This window comes from Bacillus sp. 05T31 (assembly GCF_056396725.1).
On the sequence record NZ_JBFTMA010000652.1, the window covers coordinates 1 to 2,572 of the forward strand.

The window sequence follows — 2,572 nt, forward strand, 5'->3', positions numbered from 1 at the left end:
CATTCTGTTAGTCGAAACGGTTATTAAAATATATGAAAAAATGAAGTGAGTGAGAGGGAGAAATACATGCGAGTAAGAAACATTCAAGGGGAAGATTATGTAAAKATTCATTCTGTATTAAATGATTGGTGGGGCGGAAGAGATATGGCTAGTATGTTGCCGAAGTTGTTTTTCGTCCATTTTCAAGAAACGAGTTTTATCATTGAAGAAGATGGAAAAACGTTAGGTTTCTTATGTGGATTTTTTTCACAAACTCATAAAGATGAAGCGTACGTTCATTTTATCGGAGTAAATCCGAAGTTTAGACGAAAAGGAATCGCATCGACGTTATATTCTTATTTCTTCGATGTCGCTCGTGCAAATAAACGTAAAGTTGTAAAAGCGATAACGTCACCAGTTAATAAAAAGTCRATTGAATTTCATCAAGAAATCGGATTTCAAATTGAAGMTGGGGATGATGAAATAGAAGGTGTATCCGTACATACAAATTATGATGGGAACGGCGGGAGTAGAGTTTTATTTTTAAAAAATGTGTAAAGTAGGCTGACGTAAAGTTAGCCTTTTTGTTGTGAGGAGGGATAAGTATGGAGAGTTCTCAAAGTAGAAACGAGTATGTACGACGTATTTATAAAGTGCAAGACTATATAGAATCACATATAAATGATTCACTTTCAATTGAAGATTTAGCTAATGTGGCAGGATTTTCAAAATTTCATTTTCATAGAATTTTTAAAGGGATGATGGATGAGCCGTTATCTCGGTATGTGAATCGTTTGAAATTAGAGAGGGCAACACACCTTCTTACTTATCGTACAGATATGACGATTACAGACATTGGGTATTACTTCGGGTTCACAGATTCAGCAGTTTTTTCCCGGACATTTAAAAGTTATTACGGAGTAAGTCCGTCTCACTATAGAAATAACAATAGCAAGAATTGCAAAGACGTTAGCGAAGGTTCTCAATACAATGAATGTAAGAAGGTTCGAGGAAATGTTGAAATTGTAACAGCGGACACAGTAAACGTCGCATACATAAGACATGTAGGTACATATAAAGATTTAGCTATAGATTTTCCGAAAATGATAGAAAAACTATTTCATTACGCATCGGAGCAAAACTATCATGTATTCGAGGATACGAAGGTATTAACCATTTACCACGATCATCATGAGTTTACTGAGGACTATCATTTAAGAACAAGCTTATGTATAGCAATTCCGGATGAGGCCTCAGTAGAAACGAGCGATATTGGACTAATGACAATTCCTTCAGGGAAATATGCAGTAGGGCACTTTGAAGTATTGCAAGACGAATATAAAGGAGCATGGGACTTTTTATATGGTCAATGGCTTCCAAATAGCGGATATAAACCGAGAGATTCGTATCCTTTTGAAGTATATAGAAATGATCCAAGGCAGCATCCCGAACATAAACATATAGTTGATATATATGTACCTATCGAACCTTTTTAATCATATATTAAGGGGGAAGAATGATGAAGACTGCTGAACAGTTAGATTGGATTATAAAAGAAAACTATAAAAATATAAATGGTGTATTAGTTGTACAAAAAGGTAATGTTACTTTTGAAAATTATTATAATGGTTACGGTCCAGATGATGCATGTCATGTAGCGTCTGTCACAAAAACGATAATCTCCGCGTTAATTGGGATATGTATAGATAAAGGATATATCAAAAGTGTTAATCAAAAAGTAATAGAGTTTTTTCCTAAATATAATCTTAAGGCATCTGAAGTAACAGTGCGACACCTTCTTACAATGACAGCTCCATATCCTTATGCAGACTGGCAGGAACCGTTAGAAGAATTATGTACACAACAGGATTGGGTGCAGTATACATTAAATAGAATCGGACATGGCGGAGAAGTGGGACATTTTAAATATTCATCCGCAGGAGCTCATTTACTATCAGCTATTATTACGAACGTAACAGGAAAAAGTGCCCGTGAATTTGCGAACGAGCACTTATTTCAGCCTATCGGTATGAGAGAAATTCCAAACTACAATATGAAAGCATTTGGATTTGACGACTTATTCGGAAAAGATGTGAAAGGATGGGTGCACGATCCAAATGGTATTTCGACGGGCGGCTGGGGACTTACGTTAACAGTTAAAGATATGGCTAAGTTTGGACAGWTGYATTTGAATGAAGGTATTCATAATGGAAAGGAAATTCTTTCAAAATCGTGGGTACAAGAATCAATAGCGATGAATTCAAATCAATATGGSTACTTATGGTGGTTACGAGAAGARGATGGGATCTATTCATACTGTGCAATGGGCGATGGTGGGAATATGATTTGCTGTATTCCGGAGAAGGAATTGGTGGTGGTGATTGCTTCAGAGATTATACCGGAAGCGCAGGATAGATGGAGATTAATCAAAGAGTGTATATTTCCTTATTTAAAAGTTTTACAAAAGTTACAATAGGAGAAATAGTTATACTTGCTATGTTCTACATAATTGAAATAAGTGCTGTGAGAACGGAGTCGTTCAATTAAAATTAGAAAACTTCAACACCTATACGATTATTGAATAGTTGAAAGG

General features: G+C 35.6%; 3 protein-coding genes. All 3 read left to right on the plus strand.

The genetic code is table 11. The features are described from left to right. The first annotated feature begins 66 nt into the window (after positions 1-66). Genes AC1DJR_RS25955 through AC1DJR_RS25965 form a run of 3 tightly spaced genes read left to right on the plus strand, consistent with a single transcriptional unit; the run spans position 67 to position 2,455 of the window. A complete protein-coding gene (locus tag AC1DJR_RS25955) occupies positions 67-537 on the plus strand; it encodes a GNAT family N-acetyltransferase (protein WP_477003855.1) in 471 nt (156 codons plus the stop codon). Positions 538-584: 47 nt separating this feature from the next. Continuing rightward, positions 585-1,475, plus strand: coding sequence for an AraC family transcriptional regulator (locus AC1DJR_RS25960; RefSeq protein ID WP_429688518.1), 891 nt, complete (start codon positions 585-587; stop codon positions 1,473-1,475). 23 nt (positions 1,476-1,498) lie between these two features. Next, entirely contained in the window at positions 1,499-2,455 is a 957-nt protein-coding gene (locus tag AC1DJR_RS25965) for a serine hydrolase domain-containing protein (RefSeq protein ID WP_477003856.1), read from the plus strand. Positions 2,456-2,572: the final 117 nt, after the last annotated feature.